The sequence below is a fragment of the Actinoplanes rectilineatus genome, from assembly GCF_000962825.1.
GTDB lineage: Bacteria > Actinomycetota > Actinomycetes > Mycobacteriales > Micromonosporaceae > Actinoplanes > Actinoplanes rectilineatus.
In genome coordinates this window covers 157,421-175,778 of sequence record NZ_JZKF01000008.1, presented here as the reverse complement: position 1 = coordinate 175,778, position 18,358 = coordinate 157,421, and the positions used below count along the sequence as shown (strand labels likewise).

The 18,358-nt window shown below is 71.0% G+C and carries 19 protein-coding genes; 10 read left to right on the top strand and 9 right to left on the bottom strand.

Translation table 11 applies throughout. The features are described from left to right. The 3 genes from hisH to priA are packed head-to-tail and all read left to right on the top strand — an operon-like array spanning window position 1 to window position 1,647. Complete coding sequence (gene hisH, locus WH85_RS09330; protein WP_045741336.1) at window positions 1–624, top strand: imidazole glycerol phosphate synthase subunit HisH; 624 nt, start codon at window positions 1–3, stop codon at window positions 622–624. Beyond that, window positions 617–928, top strand: coding sequence for a hypothetical protein (locus tag WH85_RS09325; protein WP_045741335.1), 312 nt, complete (start codon window positions 617–619; stop codon window positions 926–928). The genes hisH and WH85_RS09325 overlap by 8 nt, the downstream gene beginning before the upstream one ends. After that, window positions 925–1,647 (top strand): bifunctional 1-(5-phosphoribosyl)-5-((5-phosphoribosylamino)methylideneamino)imidazole-4-carboxamide isomerase/phosphoribosylanthranilate isomerase PriA, encoded by a 723-nt coding sequence (gene priA / locus WH85_RS09320; RefSeq protein WP_045741334.1) that lies wholly within the window; start codon window positions 925–927, stop codon window positions 1,645–1,647. Before WH85_RS09325 ends, priA begins: the two co-directional genes overlap by 4 nt. Here the strand turns inward: priA and WH85_RS09315 are convergent. Next, complete coding sequence (locus WH85_RS09315) at window positions 1,610–2,527, bottom strand: LysR family transcriptional regulator (protein WP_045741333.1); 918 nt, start codon at window positions 2,525–2,527, stop codon at window positions 1,610–1,612. The genes priA and WH85_RS09315 overlap by 38 nt on opposite strands. Window positions 2,528–2,599: 72 nt before the next feature. Between WH85_RS09315 and WH85_RS09310 the strand changes: the two genes are divergently transcribed. The 3 genes from WH85_RS09310 to trpD all read left to right on the top strand — a co-directional run bounded on the left by WH85_RS09310 (window position 2,600) and on the right by trpD (window position 5,428). After that, a complete protein-coding gene (locus WH85_RS09310; RefSeq protein ID WP_045741332.1) occupies window positions 2,600–3,475 on the top strand; it encodes an EamA family transporter in 876 nt (291 codons plus the stop codon). Then, on the top strand, window positions 3,472–4,233 hold the full coding sequence (hisF, locus tag WH85_RS09305) for an imidazole glycerol phosphate synthase subunit HisF (protein WP_045741331.1): 762 nt from the start codon (window positions 3,472–3,474) through the stop codon (window positions 4,231–4,233). Before WH85_RS09310 ends, hisF begins: the two co-directional genes overlap by 4 nt. A gap of 160 nt (window positions 4,234–4,393) precedes the next feature. Beyond that, the gene (trpD, locus tag WH85_RS09300) at window positions 4,394–5,428 is read left to right on the top strand and encodes an anthranilate phosphoribosyltransferase (protein WP_157410908.1); all 1,035 of its coding nucleotides are present in this window, start codon (window positions 4,394–4,396) and stop codon (window positions 5,426–5,428) included. Here trpD and WH85_RS09295 read toward each other — a convergent pair. The 4 genes from WH85_RS09295 to yczE all read right to left on the bottom strand — a co-directional run bounded on the left by WH85_RS09295 (window position 5,397) and on the right by yczE (window position 8,524). Beyond that, entirely contained in the window at window positions 5,397–5,678 is a 282-nt protein-coding gene (locus WH85_RS09295; RefSeq protein WP_045741329.1) for a hypothetical protein, read from the bottom strand. The genes trpD and WH85_RS09295 overlap by 32 nt on opposite strands. Before the next feature lie 197 nt (window positions 5,679–5,875). Then, window positions 5,876–7,312: a DUF262 domain-containing protein gene (locus WH85_RS09285; RefSeq protein ID WP_045741327.1), complete on the bottom strand. Its 1,437-nt coding sequence runs from the start codon at window positions 7,310–7,312 to the stop codon at window positions 5,876–5,878. A 77-nt stretch (window positions 7,313–7,389) separates the two neighbouring features. Continuing rightward, window positions 7,390–7,818 (bottom strand): hypothetical protein, encoded by a 429-nt coding sequence (locus WH85_RS09280; protein ID WP_045741326.1) that lies wholly within the window; start codon window positions 7,816–7,818, stop codon window positions 7,390–7,392. Between the two features lie 88 nt (window positions 7,819–7,906). After that, complete coding sequence (gene yczE, locus WH85_RS09275) at window positions 7,907–8,524, bottom strand: membrane protein YczE (protein ID WP_045741325.1); 618 nt, start codon at window positions 8,522–8,524, stop codon at window positions 7,907–7,909. 58 nt (window positions 8,525–8,582) lie between these two features. Here yczE and yczR point away from each other — a divergent pair, with 58 nt between their 5' ends. Then, a complete protein-coding gene (gene yczR / locus WH85_RS09270; RefSeq protein ID WP_045741324.1) occupies window positions 8,583–10,049 on the top strand; it encodes a MocR-like transcription factor YczR in 1,467 nt (488 codons plus the stop codon). Between the two features lie 12 nt (window positions 10,050–10,061). Here yczR and WH85_RS09265 read toward each other — a convergent pair whose 3' ends face one another. From WH85_RS09265 to WH85_RS09255, 3 genes are all read right to left on the bottom strand, one after another. Beyond that, complete coding sequence (locus tag WH85_RS09265) at window positions 10,062–10,400, bottom strand: VOC family protein (RefSeq protein ID WP_045741323.1); 339 nt, start codon at window positions 10,398–10,400, stop codon at window positions 10,062–10,064. Between the two features lie 193 nt (window positions 10,401–10,593). Further along, complete coding sequence (locus WH85_RS09260; RefSeq protein WP_045741322.1) at window positions 10,594–12,417, bottom strand: AMP-dependent synthetase/ligase; 1,824 nt, start codon at window positions 12,415–12,417, stop codon at window positions 10,594–10,596. A gap of 169 nt (window positions 12,418–12,586) precedes the next feature. Beyond that, entirely contained in the window at window positions 12,587–13,177 is a 591-nt protein-coding gene (locus WH85_RS09255) for a TIGR03085 family metal-binding protein (protein WP_045741321.1), read from the bottom strand. Between the two features lie 137 nt (window positions 13,178–13,314). On the opposite strand from WH85_RS09255, the gene WH85_RS09250 reads away from it, so the two are divergent. Together WH85_RS09250 and WH85_RS09245 are read left to right on the top strand one after the other, a co-directional pair. Then, window positions 13,315–15,063: an ABC transporter ATP-binding protein gene (locus WH85_RS09250; protein WP_045741320.1), complete on the top strand. Its 1,749-nt coding sequence runs from the start codon at window positions 13,315–13,317 to the stop codon at window positions 15,061–15,063. Then, complete coding sequence (locus tag WH85_RS09245) at window positions 15,060–16,820, top strand: ABC transporter ATP-binding protein (RefSeq protein ID WP_045741319.1); 1,761 nt, start codon at window positions 15,060–15,062, stop codon at window positions 16,818–16,820. Before WH85_RS09250 ends, WH85_RS09245 begins: the two co-directional genes overlap by 4 nt. A gap of 103 nt (window positions 16,821–16,923) precedes the next feature. Here the strand turns inward: WH85_RS09245 and rpsD are convergent, their stop codons facing one another. Next, window positions 16,924–17,532 carry a 30S ribosomal protein S4 gene (gene rpsD / locus WH85_RS09240; protein ID WP_045741318.1) on the bottom strand — a complete coding sequence of 203 codons (609 nt, stop codon included), beginning with the start codon at window positions 17,530–17,532 and terminating at the stop codon, window positions 16,924–16,926. A 70-nt stretch (window positions 17,533–17,602) separates the two neighbouring features. Here rpsD and WH85_RS09235 point away from each other — a divergent pair, with 70 nt between their 5' ends. Continuing rightward, the gene (locus tag WH85_RS09235) at window positions 17,603–18,331 is read left to right on the top strand and encodes a DUF2470 domain-containing protein (RefSeq protein ID WP_045741385.1); all 729 of its coding nucleotides are present in this window, start codon (window positions 17,603–17,605) and stop codon (window positions 18,329–18,331) included. Window positions 18,332–18,358 lie beyond the last annotated feature (27 nt).

The following is an 18,358-nucleotide window of genomic DNA, read 5'->3' as shown; positions in this document are numbered from 1 at the left end:
ATGCCCGGTGTGGTGATCCTCGACTACGGGTCGGGAAACCTGCGGTCGGCCGAGCGGGCGGTCGCCCGCACCGGCGCCGACGTGACGGTCACCAGCGACCTGGACGTGGCAGCCGCCGCGGACGGCCTGGTGGTGCCGGGTGTCGGGGCGTACGCGGCGTGCATGGCCGGTATCGAGGAGCTCGGTGCGGGACCGGTCATCGCCGGGCGGGTCGCGGCGGGCCGTCCGGTGCTGGGCATCTGCGTCGGCATGCAGGTGCTGTTCGAGTCCGGGGTGGAGCACGGCGTGGAGACCAAGGGGCTGGGCCTGCTGCCCGGGTCGGTCACCAAGCTGTCGGCCGCGCGGATTCCGCACATGGGCTGGAACACCGTGCAGGCGCCGACCGGGTCCCGTCTGCTGACCGGTCTCGAGGCGGGGGAGCGGTTCTACTTCGTTCACTCGTACGCGGCACAAGATCTTGAAGTTCTGGCAGAGGCCGGTGCCGAGGTGACCACCGCGAGCCATGATCTGCCGTTCGCCGCCGTGGTGGAGTTCGGCGCGCTCAGCGCGGCCCAGTTCCACCCGGAGAAATCCGCGGACGCCGGTTACCTGTTGCTGCGCAACTGGGTCGCCGGGCTTGAGTAAGGAACGTCAGCGGCGGCGGGCGGAACGGCTCGTCGTCCTGGAGCGGCAGAAGGCCGTCCGGGCCCGCAGGGTGGCCCGGCGGTCCTGGTTCCGGGAGAAGAAGCGGGCGATCACGCCCCGTTTCGGGCGTGACGGCCGGCTGCACCGTCACAGCCGGCGTCAGCGGCTCGGCATCGCGGTCGTCACGCTGCTGGCTGTCGCCGTGGTCTGGACGCTGATCCCGGATCTGCCCCTGCGCATCATCCTCACCGCCATGCTGGTCCTCGCCGTGCCGGTGTTCGTCGTCCTCTGGAGAAAAACGTGACTCTTCAACTGTTGCCCGCCGTCGATGTCGCGGACGGTCAGGCCGTCCGGCTGGTGCAGGGCGCCGCCGGGTCGGAGACCGCCTACGGCGATCCGCTGGAGGCGGCGCTGGCCTGGCAGAACGACGGCTCCGAGTGGATCCACCTGGTCGACCTGGACGCGGCGTTCGGTCGCGGGTCGAACGCGGAGCTGCTGGCCGACGTGGTGCGGCGTCTCGACGTGAAGGTGGAGTTGTCCGGCGGGATCCGCGACGACGAGTCGCTGACCCGGGCGCTGAGCACCGGCGCGCAGCGGGTCAACATCGGGACCGCGGCGCTGGAGGACCCGGAGTGGTGCGACCGGATCTGCGGCGAGTACGGCGACCGGGTCGCGATCGGCCTGGACGTGCGGGGCCGGACGCTGTCGGCGCGGGGCTGGACCCGGGACGGCGGGGACCTGTACGAGGTGCTGGCCCGACTGGACAAGGCGGGCGCATCCCGTTATGTCGTGACTGACATCACCAAGGACGGCACCATGCGTGGTCCGAACCTGGAACTGCTCCGCGAGGTCTGCGCGGCCACCGACAAGCCGGTGATCGCCAGCGGCGGCGTCTCCACGCTCGACGACCTGCGGGCCCTGGCGACGCTGGAGCCGGTCGGGGTCGAGGGTGTCATCGCGGGCAAGGCGCTCTATGCCGGAGCGTTCACGGTGCGCGAGGCGCTGGCGGTTCTGGCGGGCTGATCCGGGCCGCCCACGCTTCCTGGAGAGCCTGCACGGCGGCCCGGATCGCGGGACGGGCCGCCGCCGAATCCCGCCAGGCCAGCACGACGCCGCGGGTGGGCAACGGGGTGACCGTGACCACCCGCACCCCCGGTGGCAGCATCGGCCGGGCCAGCCGGGGCATCAGCGCGATGCCCACCCCGGCGGCGATCAGCGTCAGCTGGGTCTCGAACTCGCCCAGCTGGAAGTCCGGCACCAGACCGGGCAGTTTGCGGATCAGGTATTCGTAGCAGACGTCGCCGGCCCGCACCGAGATCCACCGCTCGTGGCGGGCCTGCTCCAGGGTGACCGTGCCGGTCAGGTGATGGCCGGCCGGCACGATGAGGTCGGCGTGGTCGTCGCCGAGCGTCAGTTTCGTCACCCCGCTCGGATAGTGCAGGCCCACCTCCGGCCAGTCGTCGAGCACCGCCAGGTCGACGTGACCGCGGCGCAGCAGCTCCAGGCCCTCGTGCGGGTTGACCTCGATCACACCGGTGGTCAGCTGCGGATGATCGGTGGCCAGGCGGCGCAGCACGTGCGGCAGCAGTGCCCGGCAGGCCGTCGCGAAGGTCGACATGGTGAGGCGCCCGGTGACCGTGTCGCGGTGCGCGGCGAGTGCGGCCTCCGCCTCGTCGACGCTGGTCAGCACCCGCTCGGCGTGCCCGGCGAGGACCCGGCCGGCCTCGGTGAGCCGTAGCCGCCGGCCGTCCTTCTCCACCAGGGTGGCGCCGGTCTCGCGTTCCAGCTTGGCGATCTGCTGGGAGACCGCGGACGGCGTGCAGTGCAGCGCCTGGCCTGCGGCGAGGACCGTGCCGTAGCTGGCCACCGCGTGCAGCGCCCGTAGTCTGCCCAGATCAATCATGTAGCGATGCTACATCCTGGGTGTAGGTTATTTTGCTGGTGCTTAACGGTCTGATGGCGCGAGGCTGACCGGATGAGAGCGCGTGACCTGGCCCTCGCCGTCGCCGTGGCGGCCATCTGGGGCATCAACTTCGTCGTCATCGACATCGGACTGGACCACTTCCCGCCACTGCTCTTCTCCGCGCTGCGCTTCGGGCTCGCCGCCTTCCCCGCCGTACTGCTGGTGGGCCGCCCGCAAGTGCCCTGGCGCTGGGTCGCCGCCGTCGCCCTGACCCTCGGCGTCACCAAGTTCTCGCTGCTCTTCGCCGGCATGGCCGGCGGCATGCCGGCCGGCCTCAGCTCGCTGGTCCTGCAGAGCCAGGCCGTCTTCACCATGCTCTTCGCGGTGCTCTTCCTGCGCGAACGCCCCCGGGCGGTGCAGATCGCCGGCCTGGCACTGGCCGCCGCCGGAGTGCTGCTCGTGGCCACCCGCATGGGCGCCGCCCTGCCGGCGTTCCTACTGGTGATCGGCGCGGCGGTGGCCTGGGGGCTGGCCAACGTGGCCACCCGGCAGGCCGCGCCGCCGGACTCGCTGCGCTTCATGGTCTGGGTCAGCGCCCTCTCCACCGGCCCGCTGCTGGTCCTCTCCCTGATCGTCGACGGCCCGGCCGCCGACCTCGCCGCGCTGCGGGCGATCAACGTCGAGGCGGTGCTGGCGCTGCTCTACATCGCGCTGATCTCGACCCTGGCCGGGTTCGCCGGATGGGGTTTCCTGCTGCGCCGGTACGGGGCCGCCACCGTCGCGCCGTTCTCCATGCTCGTCCCGTTCTTCGGCATGGCCTCCGCCGCGGTGTTCCTCGGCGAACGGGTCCACACCGTCGACGTGATCGGCGGGACACTGGTCGTCGGCGGTGTGCTCCTGGGACTGGTCCGAACCCGTCCCGTCGTTCTCGCTAATGTTGCGCCATGACGGTCGCGGTGCGTGTTATCCCCTGCCTGGACGTGGACGCCGGACGGGTGGTGAAGGGCGTCAACTTCGCCGACCTGCGCGACGCGGGCGACCCGGTCGAGCTGGCCGCGGCGTACGACGCCGCCGGGGCGGACGAGCTGACCTTCCTCGACGTGACGGCCTCCTCGGACGACCGCGGCACCATGCTCGACGTCGTCCGGCGCACCGCCGAGTCGGTGTTCATCCCACTCACCGTCGGCGGCGGCGTCCGCTCGGTGGCGAACGTGGACGTCCTGCTGCGCGCCGGCGCGGACAAGGTCGGCGTGAACACCGCCGCCATCGCCCGCCCCGACCTGATCCGGGAGATCGCCGAACGCTTCGGCAACCAGGTGCTGGTGCTCTCACTCGACGTGCGCCGCTCCGACGGGCAACCCAGCGGCTGGGAGGTCACCACGCACGGCGGGCGCCGCAGCGCCGGCCTGGACGCGATCGAGTGGGCGGCCCGGGTCGCCGACCTGGGCGCGGGCGAGATCCTGCTCAACTCGATGGACGCCGACGGCACCAAAGCCGGCTTCGACCTGGCGCTGATCCGCGCGGTCCGGGCCGTGGTGGACATCCCGGTGATCGCCAGCGGCGGCGCCGGCATGGTCGAACACTTCCCGCCGGCGGTGGAGGCCGGGGCGGACGCGGTGCTCGCCGCCAGCGTCTTCCACTTCGGGGACCTGACGATCGGCGAGGTCAAGGACGTCCTGCGCTCCTCCGGCGCCCCGGTGCGCTGATTGGGTCGTCGGGCTCCTCCGGCGTCTCGGTGCGCTGATAGGGTCGTCGCCATGACGAACATGTGGTGGCCCGCCTGACCGGCGGTCCCCGTGTGTTCAAACAACGGCCGCCTCGGTGAGGTGGCCCCCTTCCGAGGCATGACACCCTCGGAGGACCATCGTGACGACCTTTCCCGGCCTGCTCGCCCGGCTGCTCGCCGGCACCGACCTGACGCCGGACGAGGCCCGCTGGGCGATGGAACGGATCGTCGGCGGCGAGGCCGACCCGGTGCACGTCGCCGCCCTCCTGGTGGCCCTACGGGCCAAGGGCGAGACGGCGGCCGAGGTGGGCGGGTTCGTCACCGCGCTGCTGGCAGCCGCCACCGTGGTACGCGTTCCCGGCCCCACCCTGGACATCGCGGGCACCGGCGGCGACGGTACGAACGCGGTGAACATCTCGACGATGGCGTCCGTGGTGGTCGCCGCGACCGGGGTGACCGTGGTCAAACACGGTGGACGGGCGGCGTCGGCGACCAGCGCCGGCTCGGCCGACCTGGTGGAGGCGCTGGGCGTACCGCTCGACCTGTCCCCGGCTCGCAGCGCCGCGGTGGCCGCCGAGGCGGGTGTCACGTTCCTGTTCGCCCCGACCGTCCATCCCGGGATGCGGCACGCCGGCCCGATCCGCCGGACTCTCGGGGTGCCGACCGTCTTCAACGTGCTCGGCCCGCTGATCAACCCGGTGTCACCGACTCACCGGGTGGTCGGGGTGGCGAACCCGCGGATGCTGCCGGTGATCGTGGAGGTGCTGCGGGACCGCGGCGAGTCCGCGCTGGTGGTTCGCGGCGACGACGGCCTGGACAAACTGAGCACGGCCACGACGTCCCAGCTGTGGACGGTCCGCGACGGATCAGCCCGCCACGAGGTGCTCGACCCGCGCGAACTGGGGCTGGCCCGGCCGGCGCCAGGCGCGTTGCGAGGCGGCGACGCGGCGGCCAACGCCCGGGTGATGCACGCTTTGGTTGCGGGCGAGCCGGGCCCGGTGCGGGACGCGGTGCTGCTGAACGCGGGCGCCGCACTGCTGGCGACCGGCCGGTGCGACCTGGCGGACGGCATGCGGCGCTGCGCGGAGGCGATCGACTCGGGCGCGGCCGCGGTGACCCTCAAGAGCTGGGTGGGCGCCGCGGTCAGGACAGCCGGGCCAGCGGAAGGTCGCTGAGGCGGGCCCGGATCAGCTCGGTCATCTCCGGCGTGAGCGGCATGCCGCCGGCGATGACCGAGCGCCATGTCTCCCGCATGCGGTCGGTGAAGGCCCCGGCGAGCGTTTCCAGTTCTTCGGGTACGGGATAGCCGATCCGCTCGCCGAACCGGCGGAAGGTCGCGGGCGTGACGGTGCCGAAATCCTTCGACCGGTCCAGGTTGAGGGCCAGTCCGTCGGCGTGGAACGGCTGGTAGACGATGGTGGACACGAAGTCGTACGCCGGGCTGAGCGCGGTTCGCCCGGACGGGTGGTACCGCAGGGACCAGTTCGAATATCTGACCCAGGACAGGGCGTCCCGGCATGCTCAGATATTCGGGATCGGGTGTGAATCGGTTGGTGTTGCCGACCAGTGCGATCTCGCCTACCACGGTGTCGTGTAGCCGGACGACAAGCCGGCGCTGCGCCTCACTCCCGGCGGGCATGGTTGTCACCCCTCTCACTGTCGTCGTCGAGGAGCAGGTCACTGATGGCAGGCCGGTCGGAGCTTCCCCACTCGGCCAGGCCCTCGGAGACCTTGGTCAGGCTGAGCTCCAGCAGTCTTTTCCGATGCCGCCGGAAACCGGGGACGTCATGATTCTCGATCGATGTCAGGGCGGCGTCGTCGACAGCGTGGGAAGCGAGGACGTCCGCCTTGCCGACCCCGCGGAGAAGCCGGTGGATCACGCTGCCGTCATCTGGCGGCAGGAAGAACGGAACATCGAAGAACTGCTGGAACACTTCGGTGCCGTAGGCCTCCAACAGTGTGGCCACCGCGTATGGCTCGCCGGTCAGGGGGGATCGGGGAGCAAGCACGGTCAAGGCCAATTGCTCGCCGATGTTCCCCAGGATGCCGGACCCGGGCGGCCGCCCGGCCGTTCCGGTCAGAAGCTCTGCGGCGTCGAGGGAGTCCCGGCCGCTGATCGCCCGGAACGTCCGAGCCGGGTCCGGGGATGCCATCGAGCGCCACAACCAGCGGCGCAACAGGATCCGTGCCCGGGGTGAGGGCCGGGGATAACGGTCGAAGAACCGGCTGAGGGCCGGGAGCAGTTCGAGGTGCTGCTGCCACACCGCCAGATGGGGTACGGACGCTTCCGTGCGGAGCCAGGTGAGGACCTGGAGAAGAGTCGCCTCCGGGTCCGCCATGTCCATGAACTGGCTGATCACACTCGGGGGAAGGCTACCGAACCCGGCTTGCGCGATCCGTGCGGCGATGGAGGCGGGTGTCCGGTTCGCGGACGGCTCGGGCCGTTCGGTGCGTGCGAGATCGATCCCGCTCAGACGGATACCGCTGGTGTTGAGGAGGCGGAACACAGCGGTGGCGTTGTCGGGGGACAGGCCGTCGATCCGGGAGAGGACGAGTGGATAGTCCAATATCCGGGCGCGCATGTCGATCGCCCGGGCCGACTGAGCGTCGGTGAGGGCCTCATGGTCGAGCCATGTGGTGAAGGTGTGGTCGTCGACCAGATGATCGAGCGGAAGGAACCAGGGCGCCGAGGACGTGGATTCGGCGCTGACAGCCTCCGTATCGAGGTCGATGACCAGATGCAACGGGTGGGGACCGATCGGCAGGAGAGCGCCGGCGAGAGCGCCGAGCCGGTGGGACCCGTCCAGGATCCACCAGGCGTGCGGATCCGGAGGGACGGTGAGGTGGACCGGCCCGATCCGGACGGCTCCACCGGGGGCGGGGGCCTCGGTGACGAGGACGAGGCCGACGGGGAGGCCGGCCACGATGCTCTCGACGAACGAGATCGCCTGGTCTGTCGTCCATCGGTAGGGGCGTTGGAACGAGGGGGTCCGAAATCGGCCCGCCTGGAGGAGGCTCAGTGTTTCGCGGACGGTCAGCACGAAAGGGGTCTGGGTCATCGATGCCCCCTTCAGCCGTCACCTTCCGTGGTCATTCAACCGTATCGGTGGTTGCGGAGGGAGGTCCGGCGCGCGGGTCAGCGGCCGTCGGCGAGGCGCAGGCTGTATTCGCGGACGGCCGCGGCGTAGGCCCGCTCGTCCAGGGACCAGTCGGCCCGCCCCGGCTCGGCGGCCCGGTTCAGCTGGGCCTGCAGGGTCATCACGGCGGAGGAGAGGCCGCTGAACGGCCGGGTCCGCCACAGCTGTTCGCCGGCCGGCGCGACCTCGATCACGTCGTCGTCGACGGTGAGCAGGCCGGCGCCGGTGAGGCGGCGGATCGACTCTTCGAGGTCGTCGCGGCTCGGCACGCTCTGGTGCAGGAAGTCGGCCGCGGCCAGCAGGTCCGCCAGGGTCGCGCCGCCGACCGGCAGGGCGGCGTGCAGCGCCCGATCGCGCTCCAGTCGCTCCGCGATGACCGCGGAGACGAAGATCCAAGCGTCGTTCCAGTTCCAGCCGCCGGCCCCCATGGCGCAATGATGCCGTGCCGTCGGCTCACCGGGAAGCGAATGTGTCCGGATGATCACCGGGTTGTGATCAGCGTCAAACCGGCATCGATCAGTTCAAGATCGTTTCAGCGGGTACGGGCGCCCTCTCCGGCACCGTCAGCAGCGGCAGGAAAAGGTGTACCAGAGGGCCGATGGCCAGGGCGTACGCGATGGTGCCGAGCCCGAACGTGCCGCCCAGGAGGACGCCCGCGCCGAGCACGGTCAGCTCGATGCCGGTGCGGATGACCCGGATCGAGAGTCGCGGAAAACGTGTGTTCAGTCCTGTCATCAGACCGTCCCTCGGACCGGGGCCCATGCGGCTGCCGATGTAGAGGCCGGAGGCGAAACCGTTGAGCAGGATCCCGCCGACGAGCAGTCCGACCCGGGTCGGCAGCGTCTCGGCTTCGGGCAGGACGGCGAGTGCCGCGTCCGCGGAGAAGCCGACCACGAGCAGGTTGGCGACCGTGCCGACGCCGGGGCGTTGCCGCAGCGGGATCCAGAGCAGCAGGACCGGTACGCCGACGAGCAGCACCACCCATCCGAAGCTGATGCCGGTCACCCGGGACAGGCCCTGGTGGAAGACGTCCCACGGGTTGAGGCCGAGTCCGGACCGCACCATCAGGGCCATGCTGGCGCCGTAGAGGCCGAGGCCCACGAAGAGTTGAACGAGTCGACGGGACATGATCATAAAGCCACTCTCGATGCCAATCCGCCGATGATAAAGTGCCAATCCTGGGGAGGTGGCCATGACGACGTCGATCCGCGGGGGCCAATTGGCGCGGCTGCTGGGCCGGTGGCACGCGCTGCCGGGGCGGCGGCGCAACCCGGACTACGCGGCGCTCGCCGCCGCCGTGCGGGGTCTGCTCGCCGACGGCCGGCTGGCCCTCGGCGTCCGGCTGCCCGCCGAACGCGAGCTGGCCGAGTCCCTGGAGGTGAGCCGCACCACGGTGTCGGCGTCCTACCGGGCCCTGCGCGAGAGCGGCCACCTGACCAGCCGGCGCGGCGCGGGCAGTTGGACCACCCTGCCGAACGGGCACCGGGTGGCCACCTCCGGCCTGTGGACCCCCGGCGACGACGTCGACATGATCGACCTGGGGGTGGCCGCGTCGGCCGCGCCCGACGAACTGGTCGCCGCGGCCCGGGCCGCCGCCGACGACCTGCCGCGATACCTGGGCACCGCGGGTTACCACCCGACCGGCCTGCCCGAGCTGCGGTCCGCGGTCGCCGACGGCTACACCGCCCGCGGCGTGCCCACCTCCGCCGAGCAGATCCTGATCACCGGCGGCACCCAGCAGGCCCTCGACCTGGTGCTCCGGCTGTCCGTGCCGGCGGGCGCCCCGGTGCTTGTCGAGACGCCCACCTATCCGAACGCGCTGGCCGCGCTGGCCGCCCGCCGTGCCCGGATCAGCACCCACGGCCTGGACACGGCCACCGGCTGGGACGCCGAGATGCTGTTCGGCGCGCTCCGGCAGACCCGGCCGCGCCTGGCCTACATGATCCCCGAGTTCCACAACCCGACCGGCCACCTGATGACCGCCGACCTGCGCGAACGCCTGGTCGCCGCGGCACACGCCAGCGGCACCGAGCTCGTCGTCGACGAGTCGTTCGTCGACCTGCCCCTCGACCTGCCTCTCGGGGACCCGGCCATGCCGCCCCCGGTGGCCGTCTTCGACCGGCATTCGAGGGTCACCTCGATCGGCGGGATGAGCAAGCCGTACTGGGGTGGGCTGCGCATCGGCTGGGTGCGCGCCTCCGCCCCGCTGGTGCAGCGTCTCGCTGCGATCCGGGTCGGCGTCGACATGGCCAGCCCGGTGCTCGAGCAGATCGTCGCCGTGCACCTGCTGAACCAGGCCGGCCAGATCCTGGCCGCCCGCCGCGAACAGCTCCGCACCCGCCGCGACGTACTGGTGGCGGCACTGCGCGAGATGTTGCCCGAGTGGCGTTTCACCGTCCCGTCCGGCGGCGCGTCGCTGTGGGTGGAGCTGGACGGGCCGATCTCCAGCGCCCTCTCCCGGGCCGCCGAGGACGTGGGGGTGCGTCTGGCGCCCGGCCCGCGTTTCGGCCTGGACGGCACGCTGGAACGGTTCCTGCGCCTGCCGTTCAGCCTGCCGCCGGAGGACCTGACCGAGGCGGTCCGCCGGATCGCCTCGGTCCGCCACGACCTGGACCACGTGACCGCGCCGGCCTGCCGGGCCCCCGCGGTGATCGCCTGAGTCCGCGGTCCGTCACGCGGTCTTCTGGAACAGCCCGATCAGGTGCCCGTCGACGTCCCGCAGCGTCGCGATCAGGCTGCCGTCGCCCACGTCGTGCGGTGATCGTTCGATGCCCGCGCCGGCCGCTTCCAGCGCCGCGATACTCGCTGTCATGTCGTCCACGTGCCAGTAGGTGACCGGCCCGGCGCCGACGTCACCGTGCGGATCGAGGCCCAGCTCCGGTGCGCCGTCGGGCCGGAACCCGACGTAGAATGGTTGATCGACGTAGGGCTCGACACCGAGCAGCGTCCGGTAGAGCGCCTTCGCGGCGTCCAGATCCTTGACCGGGACGGTGATCGTCCGGATCGTCATGCCCCACCCCCTGCGGTGCCCACGGCCGTCGTCCTCCTCACGGTAGGCGCCGGGAGGGCTCTCCGAGGTCAGAACCTTTCCGGGGTACGCCGGACCGCCCGCGAACGGTGGACGGGGCTCCGGGCGTACCCGGAAAGCCAGGAAGCCGGCGCTGAGCAGCGCCGGCCTCGGGAGGAAGGGGGACGGACGAGGATCAGATCTGGGCGAGCGAGCCCGCATACATCTTGTTGATCTCGTCGGCGAAGTTGGCTTCCACGCTGCGGCGCTTGATCTTCATGGACGGGGTGATCTCGCCGGCCTCGATGCTCAGGTCACGGGGGAGGATGGTGAACTTCTTGACCGTCTCCCACCGGTTCAGCTTGCCGTTGAGCTCGGTGATGAAGCCCTCGACCAGGTCGTGGGTCTCGCGGGCCGCGATGATCTCCTCGTAGGACTTGCCGGCCAGTGGACCGGACGCGGCCCACGTCTTGATGGCGTCCTCGTCGAGCGAGATCAGCATGGTGACGAAGTTGCGGGACTGGCCGACCACGACCGCCTGCGAGGTGTACGGGCAGACGGCCTTGAAGGAACCCTCGATCGCGGACGGGGCGATGAACTTGCCGCCGGAGGTCTTGACCAGGTCCTTCTTGCGGTCTGTGATCTTCAGGTAGCCGTCGGCGTCGAGTTCGCCGATGTCACCGGTGCGCAGGAAGCCGTCCTCGGTGAAGGCGCCGGCGGTCTCCTCGGGCAGGTTGTGGTAGCCGCGCATGACGGGAGCGCCGCGCAGCAGCACCTCGCCGTCGGTGTCGATGCGGACCTCGATGTCGCCGATCGCCTCACCGACCGTGCCGATCTTGAGGCGGCCGTAGCGGTTGACGAAGTTGCCGGCGCAGGCCTCGGTCATGCCGTAGCCCTCGAGGATCGGCAGGTTGGCGGCGGCGAAGAACTCGGAGATCTCGCTGCTGAGGGCCGCGGAACCGCTGACCAGAACGCGCAGGTTGCCGCCGAGTTTCTGCTGCAGCTTCGAGAAGACCAGCTTCTCGGCGATCGCGTACTGCACCTTGAGCGGCAGCGGGAGCGCCCGGCCGGACTGTTCGAGGGCGACCTTCCTCTTACCGGTGGCGACCGCCCAGCTGAAGATCTTCGGCTTGAGGCCGGTGCCGCTCAGGCCGCTGGTGACGGTCTTGTTGTAGACCTTCTCGAAGATCCGCGGCGGGGCGCACATCAGGGTCGGCTTGATCACCGAGAGCAGGTCGATCAGCTTGTCGACCCGGCCGTCGACGTAGGTCGGCACCCCCACGTGCACGATGCCGCAGAGCAGGGTCTTGCCGAATGCGTGCGACATCGGCAGCCACAGGTAGTGCAGGTCCTCGGGGGAGAACAGGCCCAGGTGGTCCTGCGCGACACCCTCCCAGGTCCAGCCCTTGTGGAGCAGTTCCACGCCCTTGGGCCGGCCGGTCGTGCCGGAGGTGTAGATCAGGGTGGCGACGTGGTCCGGAGTGAGCCGGGCGATCACGTCGTCGATCAGGCTGGGGTCGTCGCGCAGCGCGGTGGCGCCGCGTTCCTCAAGCTCGGCGAGGGTGATCTGAGGCGGCGTGGCACCGGCGTCGGCCGGTCCGTCGATCAGCACGACGGTGGTCACCGAGGTCTCGGTGCCGGAGATCTTCAGCGCCTGCCGGGGGTTCTCGGCGATCAGCACCCGGGACCCGGAGTCGGCCACGATGAACGCGGTGTCCTCGGGCTCGGTGGTCGGGTAGACCGTGGTGGCGGCGGCACCGGCGACGTTGATGCCGAGGTCGACCAGGACCCACTCGAGCCGGGTGTTGGACAGGATGGCGACCCGGTCCTCGATGCCGACGCCCAGCCCGTGCAGTCCGGCGGCTATCGCCTTGGCGCGCTCACCCACCTGGCGCCAGGTGAGCCAGGCCGGCCCGCTGTCGTCGGCGTTCGGGGCGGCGAACGCCCGGCTGTCCGGGGTTTTCGCCACGCGCTGGAAGAGCATGTCCGGAATCGACCGGTAGGGAACCTCGAGAGCCATCGGAAGCCGCCTTCAACCTGTACGGGGGGTGCGTAACGTCAGCGTTACCGCAGAGTAATGGTCATGTGGAAACACGGCTAGGGTGTCACGCCCTTTACCGTCGATCCTAGCCAGGCCGTTCGGCCCGGTCCGCTCGCAGAACGGCGCGGTGGGACCGGTCGTGGGCCGTTCAGGCGGGCCACTCCGCGGTGACCCGGGCGACCTGCTCCCGTCCGAAGAAGTACAGCGCCAGCTCGCCGGGGTCGCCGCTGATCCGGCCCCGGGGTTCGCCGGAACCGGCCCGGAACGCCGGGAGACCGGGGGCCGACACCTCGGCGCCGACACCCTTGCGGCGCAGTGTGGCCCGGCCGATCAGTTTCACGTTGCGCCAGATGATCGCGGTCAGTTCCGGATCGAGCTCGCGGGGCGCCCAGTCGTCACCCGTCCGGCGGACGTCCTCGTGGTGGATGAAGAACTCGACCGTGTTGACCAGAGGGTCGGTCACCGGGTTGGTCAGCGGGCCCCAGGCCGGCGGGTTGCGGATCTGGTCGATCAGCTGCTCGTAGGGCAGGGCGGCACGGGCCAGCCGGACCCTCTCCCCGTGGCCGGCCAGCGGCGGGACGAGCATCCCGATCGCCGAGTCCGGCCGCCGTTCCCGGACGACCAGGTGGGCGGCCAGGTCACGGGTGGTCCAGCCCTCGCACAGGGTGGGTGCGTCCGGGCCGGTGCGGAGCAGCAGGTCGGCGAGGAGTGCCCGCTCGGTGCGCGCGTGGTTGACCATCCGTCGATCGTAGGCGATGTAATCGTGGCCACAATGTAAACGCGGCCCGGGTTGGGCAGGATGGGTGGGTAAGGCCGGAAAGCGCGGCGAACACTTACCAGTCGGGTAGGACATTGAGCGGCAGGGCCAGCAATGACGTGCTGGGACGGGGCTTGCGGGTGCTCGGGCAGGCGATCCGCACCGAACCACGCCTCTTCACCATCGGAGCGGTGGGCAGCAGCATCTTCGGATTGCTGATCATCGCCAACTCGTACGTCGTGGGTTTCGTGATCGGGCACGTCGTGGTGCCGGCCTTCGCGGCGGGCCGGGTCGGCGCCGGGGAACTCGCGACGATCGTCGCGATCCTTCTCGGCATCGCCGGCCTGCGGGTGGCGACCATCTTCGGCAGGCGCCTGGGTGCCGGCTACATGCAGTTCCGGCTGCAGGCGCGGTACCGCCGTGCGGTGACCCGCCGCTACCTGTCGCTGCCGCCGGCCTGGCATCAGCGGCACTCCACCGGCAGCCTGCTCTCCAACGCCACCTCGGACGTGGAGGCGGCGTTCGTGCCGATCGCGCCGCTGCCGTTCGCGGTCGGCACCATCGTGATGATCTTCGGCGCGGTGATCTCGCTGTTCGTCACCGACTGGGTGCTCGCGCTGATCGGCGTGGCGCTGTTCCCGTCGCTGTTCGCGCTGAACCTGGCCTACTCCCGGCGGATGTCGCCGCGGCAGATCCACGCGCAGCGGATGCGCGCCAAGGTCAGCTCGGTGGCGCACGAGAGTTTCGACGGCGCGCTCGTGGTCAAGACCATGGGCCGGGAGGCGGACGAATCCCGCCGGTTCGGCGTCTTCGTCGCCGAACTGCGGGACGCGCTGATCGCGGTGGGCCGGCTGCGCGGCCTGTTCGACCCGCTGATGGACACCCTGCCCAGCATCGGCACGCTGGCCGTGCTGCTGATCGGCACCTGGCGGCTGCAGCAGGGCGCGATCAGCGTGTCCGAGCTGGTCAGCGTCGCGTTCCTGTTCACCGTGCTGGCCTTCCCGGTGCGCGCGATCGGCTGGGTGGTCGGCGAACTGCCGCGCAGCGTGGCCGGATGGGAGAGGGTCCAGGCCGTCCTCGCCGCGGAGGGCGATCTGGCGTACGGGCAAGCCGGGCTCCCCGGCGCGGGCCCGGCCGAGCTGGCCTTCGAGCAGGTGTCCTACCACTACGAGGGCGGACCGGAGGTCCTGCACGACGTCAGCTTCACCGTTCCGGCCGGTAAGACGGTGGCCCTGGTCGGCGCCACCGGATCCGGCAAGTCCACCATCGCCGCCCTCGCGGTCCGCCTGGTCGACCCGGACACCGGCACGGTCGCCGTCGACGGGGTGAAACTGCCCGACCTGGCCGCCGCCGACCTGGCCGCCGCGACCGCGCTGGTCCCGCAGGTGCCGTTCGTCTTCGACGACACGATCCGCGGCAACGTGGCGCTGGACCGGCCGGACATCGACGACGAGCGGGTCTGGACGGCGCTGCGGTTGGCCCAGGCCCAGACGTTCGCCGCCGGACTGCCGGCGAAACTGGACACCGCGGTCGGCGAGCGCGGCACGTCGCTCTCCGGCGGCCAGCGCCAGCGGCTCACCCTGGCCCGGGCGCTGGCCGGCAAGCCCCGGCTGCTGGTGCTCGACGACGCCACCAGCGCGGTCGACCCGCGGGTGGAGGCGGCCGTGCTGGGCGCCCTGCGCGGACCGGACGCGGGCGCGTCGATCCTGGTGGTGGCCTACCGGCGGGCCACCATCGCCCTCGCCGACGAGGTGGTCTACCTGCACCGGGGCCGAGTGGTGGCGACCGGGACGCACACCGCGTTGATGGCGTCCCAGCCGGGCTACCGGGACCTGGTCACGGCGTACGAGAAAGCGGAGCAGCAGTGAGCAGCGACGGCACCTTCGCCACCATCAAGCGGGGTCTGGCCCTCTCGCCCGAACTGCGGACCGGACTGGGCGGCACGGTCGCACTGGCGCTCCTGCAGATGGCCGGCCGGGTGGCCGTGCCGATCGCCGTGCAGCAGGGCATCGACCACGGCATCCGGGGCGACGGCGGGCCCGACCCGCAGATCGTGCTGGTCGTGGTGGCGCTGACCCTGGCCGCCCTGGCGGTCTCCACGCTCTGCGGCTATCTGATGACCCGGCGGCTGTTCGCGGTCAGCGAGACCGCGCTCGGCGCGCTGCGCTCCCGGACCTTCCGGCACATCCACGACCTGTCCATGCTGCACCAGCAGTCCGAGCGCCGGGGTTCCTCGGTGTCCCGGGTGACCAGCGACGTCGACCAGATCTCCACCTTCCTGCAGACCGGCGGCGTGCAGTTGCTGCTGGCCAGTGGGCAGCTGATCGTGTCGACGATCGTGATGGCCGTCTATTCCTGGCAGCTCACCATCGTGGTGCTGCTCGCCTTCGGCCCGGCCGTCGGTGTGATCCGGCTGTTCCAGAAGCGGCTGGCCGCGGTCTACCGGTCGGTCCGGGAACGCACCGGCACGATGATGGGCGCGGTCGCCGAGAGCGTGGTGGGGGCGTCGGTGATCCGGTCGTACGGCGTGGCCGCCCGCACCGAGCAGCGCCTGGACACCGCGATCGAGGATCTGCGGGTGGCCCAGCAGCGGGCCCTGCGTACGAGTGTGACGAGCTTCTCCAGCGGCGAGATCGGCGCCGGTCTCGCCCTGTCCGGCGTGGTGGTCGTCGGGGTGCTGCTCGGGGTGGACGGTGAGCTGACCGTGGGCCGGCTGACCGCGTTCCTGTTCCTGGTGACGCTCTTCATCCAGCCGGTGCAGATCGCCACCGACATGCTCAACGAGGCGCAGAACGCGGTGGCCGGCTGGCGGCGCATCCTGGACGTGCTCGACGTCGAACCGGACGTGGCCGACCCCGACGACAAGGGCGTCGACCTGCCCGAGGGCCCGCTGTCGGTGCGGTTCCGCGACGTGTCGTTCCGCTATCCGGGCGGCCCGCTGGTGCTGCAGGACGTCGACCAGGAGATCCCGGCCCGGACCAAGGTGGCCGTGGTCGGCGAGACCGGCAGCGGCAAGACCACGTTCGCCAAGCTGCTCACCCGGCTGATGGACCCGGCCGGGGGCGAGGTGCTGCTCTCCGGGGTGCCACTGCGCGACGTGCGGTTCTCGTCGCTGCGCTCGCGGGTGGTGATGGTCCCGCAGGACGGTTTCCTCTTCGACGCCACGGTGGCGGAGAACATCCGTTTCGCCGACCCGGATCTCACCGACGCGGATCTCCAGCGGGCGTTCACCGAACTGGGTCTCGGCGACTGGCTGGCCGGGCTCACGGAGGGGCTGGACACCCCGGTGGGCGAACGCGGTGAGGCGCTCAGCGTGGGGGAGCGTCAGCTGGTGGCGCTGGTCCGGGCGTACGTCGCGGACCCGGACCTGCTGGTGCTGGACGAGGCGACCAGCGCGGTGGACCCGGCCACCGAGGTGCGCCTGCAGCACGCCCTGGACCTGGTGACCCGCGGCCGGACCACGGTGGCCATCGCGCACCGGTTGTCCACGGCCGAGGCCGCCGACGAGGTCGTCGTGGTGGATGCGGGCCGCGTCGTACAACGCGGCCCGCATGCCCGCCTCGTCGCCGAGGAGGGGTCGATCTACGCCAAGCTCTACGCCAGCTGGTTGGAACAAACGCGCTGACCGGAACGATCCCGGTGAGATGAGCGCGTCGCTCGCAGCGGCTGCGGGGTACGCAACCGCTGCGAGAGGCCCGCCATTTCAGCGATTCAAGAGCCTGTCCGGCTCAGCGGGCGTAGTACTCCACCACGAGCTGCTCGTCGCACATGACGGGCACCTCGGAACGCTGCGGGGCGCGGATCACCGTGCTGCGCAGGTCCTCGAGGACGGTGGAGAGGTACGGCGCGGTCGGGCCGTCGATGTGCGTGCCGGTCGCGGCGATCTGGAACGGCGGCTTCTGCCGGCTCGTCTCCTTGACCTCGATGACCTGACCCGGCTTGAGCTTGTAGCCGGGGCGGTCGACCTTCTTGCCGTCCACGGTGAAGTGACCGTGCACGACGAGCTGGCGGGCCTGGTAGATGGTCCGGGTGAAACCGGCGCGGAACACCGTGGCGTCGAGGCGGCGCTCGAGCAGGGTGACCATCGTCTCGCCGGTCTTGCCCTCGGCCTTGTGGGCGGCGTCGTACGCGGCCCGCATCTGGACCTCGCTGATGTTGTACTGGTGGCGCAGGCGCTGCTTCTCCAGCAGACGAACCTGGTAGTCCGAGCTCTTGCGACGTCCCCGGCCGTGCACACCCGGCGGGAACGGCCGCCGCTCGAAGTACTTGACGCACTTGCGCGTCAGCGGGATACCGAGAGCTCGGGAGAGCTTCGCCTTGGGTCGAGAGTTGTTCACTCGTGATCTCCTGTTACGGTTAGCCTTGCCTAACTTAGGTAAGCCTAACCGGTGCCCGGAGGTGCTCGTCATGCAACCCAGTCCTAGCGAGATCGCGCGTACCCTCGCCGCCGGTCACCTGCCCGCCGTCGCCCACATCGCCTGCCGTCCGGGACCGGTGCCGGTCCGGCACGTGACCGACACCCAGGGGCGGATCCTGCTCCTCGTGCCCGCCGAGGGTACTCTCGCCGCCGCACTTCGCCCACAGGACGGCAACGACGACACCGCGCTCGTTCTCGACATCCGCGACGTGCCACCGATGGCGGCATCCCCGTCGCTCGGCCGGGTCTGGGTCTCCGGCTGGGCCGCACGGCTCGACGGTGAGGACGCCCGGGCCGCGGCCCTCGACTACGCCGACACCGACGCCACCGGCGACCTGCTCGACATCGGCGGGAGCCAGGCGATCTACCGGATGGACGTCGCCGAGGTCCGCTGGGAACGCAACGAGAAACTCGTCGAGATCGACCCGGACGACTACGCCGAGGCGAGCCCCGACCCGCTGCGTGCCGTCGAGTTCGACCTGATCGCCGACCTCGCCGACCACCACGACGAGGAGATGAGCGACTACGTACGCCGCCAGCTGGGCAAAGCCGCCCGCCCCGGCGACGACCCCAAGGTGGTCCGGATGGACCGCTACGGATTCCTGGTGCGCCTCGGCGGGCGCAGCGCGCGACTCGCGTTCCCGCGGCCGGTGACGGACCGCCACGACCTGGCGCATCTGCTGCACCCGATCCTCTGCCGCCGCTGCACCGCGGCCTGAGCTCCGACCCGGAGCTCCCCTGACGGG